Annotated in this window: 4 protein-coding genes; 2 read left to right on the top strand and 2 right to left on the bottom strand. The window is 62.2% G+C overall.

All coding sequences use genetic code 11. The features are described 5' to 3' along the window. The first annotated feature begins 130 nt into the window (after positions 1–130). Both fadD2 and fadD1 read left to right on the top strand, forming a co-directional pair. On the top strand, positions 131–1,819 hold the full coding sequence (fadD2, locus tag ACF8K2_RS12750) for a long-chain-fatty-acid--CoA ligase FadD2 (protein ID WP_392465131.1): 1,689 nt from the start codon (positions 131–133) through the stop codon (positions 1,817–1,819). A gap of 338 nt (positions 1,820–2,157) precedes the next feature. After that, entirely contained in the window at positions 2,158–3,855 is a 1,698-nt protein-coding gene (fadD1, locus tag ACF8K2_RS12755) for a long-chain-fatty-acid--CoA ligase FadD1 (RefSeq protein ID WP_186557723.1), read from the top strand. Positions 3,856–3,915: 60 nt separating this feature from the next. On the opposite strand, the gene ACF8K2_RS12760 is transcribed toward fadD1, so the two are convergent. Together ACF8K2_RS12760 and ACF8K2_RS12765 are read right to left on the bottom strand one after the other, a co-directional pair. Next, positions 3,916–5,223 (bottom strand): NAD(P)/FAD-dependent oxidoreductase, encoded by a 1,308-nt coding sequence (locus tag ACF8K2_RS12760; RefSeq protein ID WP_392465133.1) that lies wholly within the window; start codon positions 5,221–5,223, stop codon positions 3,916–3,918. 30 nt (positions 5,224–5,253) lie between these two features. Further along, positions 5,254–6,618 carry a glutamine synthetase family protein gene (locus ACF8K2_RS12765; protein ID WP_186557725.1) on the bottom strand — a complete coding sequence of 455 codons (1,365 nt, stop codon included), beginning with the start codon at positions 6,616–6,618 and terminating at the stop codon, positions 5,254–5,256. Positions 6,619–6,961 lie beyond the last annotated feature (343 nt).

Raw genomic sequence — 6,961 nt, forward strand, 5'->3', positions numbered from 1 at the left:
GATTCACAATGTTAATGGCAGCACTTGGCGTATTTGCCACCTCCTGCTTACCTGCTAACGTCGGCTGAACGCCTAATTGCCATCAGGCAATCAGGTCAGGGACGGTCCAGGCAAAGAGGAACAACAATAAATGCAAGCCGATTTCTGGAATGACAAGCGCCCGGCGGGCGTTCCTTCCACCATTGATATCCATGCTTACCGCTCCGTCGTCGAAGTGTTCGAGCGCTCCTGCAAGCGTTTCGCCGACCGCCCGGCGTTCAGCAACCTGGGCGTGACCCTCAGCTACGCTGAGCTTGAGCGCCATTCGGCGGCCTTCGCCGCCTGGCTGCAGCACAACACCGATCTGGCCCCTGGGGATCGCATCGCGGTGCAGATGCCCAACGTGTTGCAGTACCCCATCGCCGTGTTCGGCGCCTTGCGTGCCGGGCTGATCGTGGTCAATACCAACCCGCTGTACACCGAGCGTGAGATGCGCCACCAGTTCAAGGATTCCGGCGCCCGTGCCCTGGTCTACCTGAACATGTTCGGCAAGCGTGTACAGGAGGTGCTACCCGATACCGGGATCGAATACCTGATCGAAGCGAAAATGGGCGACCTGCTGCCCACGGCCAAGGGCTGGCTGATCAATACCGTGGTGGACAAGGTCAAGAAGATGGTACCGGCCTTCAACCTGCCGCAGGCAGTGCCGTTCAAGCAGGTGCTGCGCCAGGGCAGGGAGCTGACCCACAAACCAGTGCCGCTGACCCTCGACGACATTGCCGTGCTGCAGTACACCGGTGGCACCACCGGCTTGGCCAAGGGGGCGATGCTGACCCATGCCAACCTGGTCGCCAACATGCTCCAGGTGCTCGCTTGCTTCTCCCAGCACGGCCCGGACGGGCAGAAGCTGATCAAGGAGGGCCAGGAGGTGATGATCGCACCGCTGCCGCTGTACCACATCTATGCGTTCACGGCGAACTGCATGTGCATGATGGTCACTGGCAATCACAACGTGCTGATCACCAATCCGCGGGATATTCCGGGCTTCATCAAGGAGCTGGGCAAGTGGCGTTTCTCGGCTCTGCTCGGTCTGAATACCTTGTTCGTCGCACTGATGGATCACCCAGGCTTCAAGTCGCTGGATTTCTCTGCGCTGAAGGTCACCAACTCCGGTGGCACGGCGCTGGTCAAGGCCACCGCCGAGCGCTGGGAGAGCCTCACCGGCTGTCGCATCGTCGAAGGCTATGGCCTGACCGAAACCTCGCCGGTGGCCAGCACCAACCCCTATGGCCAGTTGGCCCGGCTGGGCACGGTAGGCATTCCGGTGGCAGGCACCGCCTTCAAGGTTATCGACGATGATGGCAACGAGTTGCCGCTGGGTGAGCGTGGCGAGCTGTGCATCAAGGGCCCGCAGGTGATGAAGGGCTACTGGCAGCAGCCCGAGGCGACCGCCCAGGCGCTGGATGCCGAGGGCTGGTTCAAGACCGGGGATATCGCGGTGATCGACCCCGATGGCTTTACCCGCATCGTCGACCGCAAGAAAGACATGATCATCGTCTCCGGCTTCAACGTGTATCCCAACGAGATCGAGGACGTGATCATGGGCCATCCACAGGTGGCCAACTGCGCGGCAATCGGCGTGCCGGACGAGCGCTCGGGCGAGGTGGTGAAGTTGTTCGTGGTACCGCGTGAGGGCGGGGTCAGCGTCGAGGAGCTCAAGGCCTACTGCAAGGCCAACTTCACTGGCTACAAGGTGCCCAAGCACATTGTCCTGCGCGATTCGCTGCCGATGACCCCGGTAGGCAAGATCCTACGCCGGGAGTTGCGCGACATCGCTTGATCACCTGCTGTCTTTCGCCATCGCGGGGCAAGCTGGCTCTCACGTATAAAACAGACGTGGCAGCGAGCTTGCCCCGCGATGGCGTTCAAACCCCTCTAAAATGCGCAATACAGCCCGATTTGCGACATTTTGGTTAAATACTCTAAAAATGACTCATATAATTCATTGAGTCATTTTCGTGACCGTCAGGCCTGTTTTGGCCTCTAGGCGACCCCTGGTAAAGCTGTTACTCTCGGCCCGCTTTCAGAGGATACGGTTTGCAATGAACCGTCATCTCATATCAATAATAAACGCATAAACGCGTGATGAATTCGCTGTTGCTGAAGGAGTGGGCTTCCATGATCGAAAATTTTTGGAAGGATAAGTACCCAGCCGGGATTACGGCGGAAATCAATCCTGACGAATTCCCCAATATCCAAGCGGTACTCAAGCAGTCCTGCCAACGCTTTGCCGACAAACCGGCCTTTAGCAACCTGGGCAAAACCATCACCTATGGCGAGCTGTATGCCTTGTCAGGAGCTTTTGCTGCCTGGCTGCAACAGCACACCGACCTCAAGCCAGGTGATCGGATTGCCGTACAGCTGCCTAATGTCCTGCAATACCCTGTAGCCGTATTCGGCGCCATGCGCGCTGGGCTGATCGTGGTCAACACCAACCCGCTGTACACCGCGCGGGAGATGGAGCACCAGTTCAACGACTCCGGCGCCAAGGCCTTGGTGTGCCTGGCCAACATGGCCCACCTGGCTGAAAAGGTCGTGCCCAAGACCCAGGTCAAGCATGTCATCGTCACCGAAGTGGCCGACCTGCTGCCGCCGATCAAGCGCCTGCTGATCAACAGCGTCATCAAGTACGTGAAGAAGATGGTTCCGGCGTACCACCTGCCAGGCGCCGTGCGCTTCAACGATGCCTTGGCCAAAGGCCATGGCCAGCCGGTTACCGAGGCCAATCCGCAGCCCAACGATGTTGCCGTGCTGCAGTATACCGGTGGGACCACCGGTGTGGCCAAGGGCGCCATGCTCACCCACCGCAACCTGGTGGCCAACATGCTGCAGTGCCGGGCACTGATGGGTGCCAACCTGCATGAAGGGTGCGAGATCCTCATCACCCCGTTGCCGCTGTACCACATCTATGCGTTCACCTTCCATTGCATGGCCATGATGCTGATCGGTAACCACAACGTGCTGATCAGCAACCCGCGCGATTTGCCGGCCATGGTCAAGGAACTGGGCAAGTGGAAGTTCAGCGGTTTCGTTGGCCTCAATACCCTGTTCGTGGCCCTGTGCAACAACGAAGCCTTCCGTGCTTTGGATTTCTCGGCGCTGAAGATCACCCTGTCTGGTGGCATGGCCTTGCAACTGAGCGTGGCCGAGCGCTGGAAGACCGTCACCGGCTGCGCCATCTGTGAAGGCTACGGCATGACCGAGACCAGCCCGGTAGCAGCGGTCAACCCGGCCGAGGCCAACCAGGTCGGGACCATCGGCATTCCGGTGCCCTCGACCCTGTGCAAGGTCATCGATGACAACGGCCAGGAGCTTGGCCTGGGTGAAGTCGGCGAGCTGTGCGTGAAGGGCCCGCAGGTGATGAAGGGCTACTGGCAGCGCGAAGACGCTACCGCCGAGATCCTCGACGCCGACGGCTGGCTGAAGACCGGCGACATTGCCCTGATCCAGCTCGATGGCTACATGCGCATCGTCGATCGCAAGAAAGACATGATCCTGGTCTCGGGCTTCAACGTGTACCCCAACGAGCTCGAAGACGTCCTGGCCGGTTTGCCGGGCGTGCTGCAGTGCGCTGCGATTGGCGTGCCGGACGAGAAGTCGGGCGAGCTGATCAAGGTGTTCATCGTGGTCAAGCCAGGCATGACCCTGACCAAGGAGCAGGTGATGGAGCACATGCGCGCCAACGTCACGGGCTACAAGGTGCCGCGCTACATCGAGTTCCGCGATGCGTTGCCGACCACTAACGTCGGCAAGATCCTGCGCCGTGAGTTGCGTGATGAAGAGCTGAAGAAGCAGGGCTTGAAGAAGATCGCCTGAGGTCCAGACGACTTCGAACAGGCGGCATGGGAGCGGGGCAAGCCCGCTCCCATGAGGGCTCTAGCGTAGTTTTTCCAGCATCTGGTAGTACCACATCCCCGCCGCCAACAGCGGATTGCCCAACAGATCCCCCATCGGCACCTTGATGTGCTTGCACGCCGCAAAGGTGTCGAACTTCTCCAGCGTCCCCGTCAGTGCCTCGGCCATGATCTCGCCCATGATGTGACTGGTGGCGATGCCGTGCCCGGAATAGCCCTGGCAGTACCAGACATTCTCCGAAAGCTTGCCCAACTGCGGAATGCGGTTGACCACGATGCCCATCGCACAGCTCCACTGGAACTCGATCGGCACGCCCTTGAGCGCGGGGAAGGTGCGCTCGATGCACGGTCGCAGCTCGCCGGCGATATCCCGCGAATCCTTGCCTGAATAATTGGCGCCACCGCCGAACAGCAAGCGCTTGTCGGCTGTCAGGCGGTAGTAGTCGAGGACGAAGCGGCAGTCGTACACCGCCAGGTCCTCGGGGTTGATCTGCGCGGCCAGTTCCCCCAGGGGTGCGGTGGTGACGATGCCGCCCATGGCCGGGAAGATCTTGCCCTTGAGCTGGCGCTTTTCCAGCTTGTGGTAGACATCGCCGGCCAGCATCACCTGGCGGGCCTCGATCCGGCCCTGGGCAGTGACCACCGCCGGGCGCGGGCCGTGGATGATCTCCAGCACTTCGGAGTTTTCAAAGATCAGCGCGCCCAGGCTGTGGGCGGCGCGGGCCTCGCCCAGGCACAGGTTGAGCGGATGCAGGTGCAGGTTGCGGCGGTTCTTCAGGCCGCCCAGGTACAGCGGGCTTTGCAGCTGGCGAGCCACCGCTTGGCGATCAAGCAACTCGACTTGATCGCCCATGCCACGACGCTGCGCCTCGGCCTCAAAGCTGCGCAGATCGTCCATGTGCGAAGGCTTCATCGCCGCATGCAGATGGCCGCGCTTCAAGTCGCAATCGATGCCATAACGCTGCACTCGCTGCTCGATGATCTGGTGGCCGCGCCAGCGCAGCTGCCAGATGAAGTCGTCGACTTCGGCGCCGAGCCGATCGCGCATTTGCGTGCGCATCGCTTCATCGCCCGACAGGCTGCCGGTGACCTGGCCGCCGTTGCGCCCGCTGGCGCCCCAACCAATGCGGTGGGTTTCGACGATCGCCACCTTAAGGCCGCGCTCGGCCAACTCCACGGCGGTGGCGACGCCGGTGAAGCCACCGCCGATGATCGCCACGTCGACCTGATGGGTGCCCTGCAGGGTCGGGTATTGGGTCGAATCGTTGAGGGTGGCGCTGTAGTAGGACGGCGCGCGCTGGGCCGCGCCGTTGTTCAGTGCTGCGTTCATGGTGGTTCCTTGACAGAAAGAGGGTAGGGCTCAGGCCTGGTGCAGGTACCAGCGCCAGTCCTGCTCGCCGACTTCGGCCATGAACTGGCGATACTCGGCACGCTTGACCTTCAGGTACACACCGAGGAAGGCCTCGCCCAGCGCTTCTTTGGCCCAGCTCGACTGCTCCAGGGCATCGAGCACGGTCAGCCAGTCAGTGGGCAGGTGCTCGGTAGCCTGGGCATAGCCGTTGCCTTGCACGGGCGCGCCGGGGTCGAGCTGTTGGCGGATGCCTTGGTGGCTGGCGGCGAGGATCGCGGCGGCGGCCAGGTAGGGGTTGGCATCGGCGCCGCAGATGCGGTGCTCGACATGCCGGCTGTTGGCCGGGCCGCCCGGCACGCGCAGGCTGACGGTGCGGTTGTCGACGCCCCAGGTCGGCGCCAGCGGCGCATAGCTGTTGGCCTGGAAGCGCCGGAACGAGTTGGCGTTGGGGCAGAACAGCAACAGCGATTCGTGCAGGTGGCACAGCATGCCAGCGACTGCCTGGCGCAGCAGCGGGGTGCCTGCCGGATCGCTGCTGGCGAACAGATTGTTGCCCTGCTCATCGGCCAGGCTCAGGTGCATGTGCATGCCGGTGCCGGCCAGATCCGAAAACGGTTTGGCCATGAAGCAGGCCTGCATGCCGTGGGCATGGGCGATGCCCTTGACCAGGCGTTTGTAGCGCACCGCCTGATCCATCGCCGCCAAGGCGTCGCCATGCTCCAGGGTGATCTCCACCTGGCCGGGGGCGTATTCGGAAATCGCCGTGCGCGCCGGGATGCCCTGGGCTTTGCAAGCCGCGTACAGGTCGGCGAGGAACGGCTCGATCTGCTCCAGTTCGCGCAGGCCATAGACCTGGGTGGCGCGTGGCCGGCCGCCGTCGTTGTCCAGCGCTGGCTGCGGGCGGCCGTGGGCATCGCGCTGCTGGTCGAGCAGGTAGAACTCAAGCTCACAGGCCATCACCGGATGCAAGCCATCAGCCTTGAGCGCCTCGATGGTGCGCAGCAGTACGTGGCGTGGATCGGCAACGCTGGCGGGTAGGCCTTCGCTGGGGTGCATGCTGACTTGCACAGCAGCGGTAGGCACACGCCGCCACGGCAGACGGACCAGGCTACCGTCGAGCGGGTAGGCGCGGCAGTCGATATCGCCGACGTCCCAGACCAGCCCGGAGTTCTCGACATCATCGCCATTGAGGGTCAGGCCGAGGATGGTACTGGGCAATGGCCGGCCACTTTCGTATACCGCCAACAGCTCATCGCGGTGCAGCAGCTTGCCGCGTGGCACGCCGTTGGCGTCGAGGATGAACAGCTCGATCAGGTCGATATCAGGGTTGTCGGCCAAAAAGCGTTCGGCCTGCTCGATAGGAGCAAAGTGCATGATGGATTCGCTCGCGCACAGGACCTGCGCACAACAGGCGCCAGGTCATACTGGGTCAGCCGGCCGGTGGGCCGGAATGGGTCAGTCAAGCGTGAGTAAAGCATCCGGTGGGCGCGCGTGACGGCAGTGCCACAAGGCCCAGAAGGCGAGGATGATGTGCACCAGCGGATTTTCGCCAGCGCAGGCCCGGACCTTCGGCAAGGAAGGGCGTGACGGCGGCTGGGCGATGCTGGGGAGGAGGATCATGGCTCGATACTCCCATGGGCTGTAAGGTTGATTAAATCAGTGAATGGCTACCTTCAGTTCGCGCTTGGCTAAACAAATGCAGCCACCTTGTAGGATG

The sequence above is a fragment of the Pseudomonas sp. xss_2 genome (assembly GCF_043104195.1).
In the GTDB taxonomy this organism is placed as follows: Bacteria; Pseudomonadota; Gammaproteobacteria; order Pseudomonadales; family Pseudomonadaceae; genus Aquipseudomonas; species Aquipseudomonas urmiensis.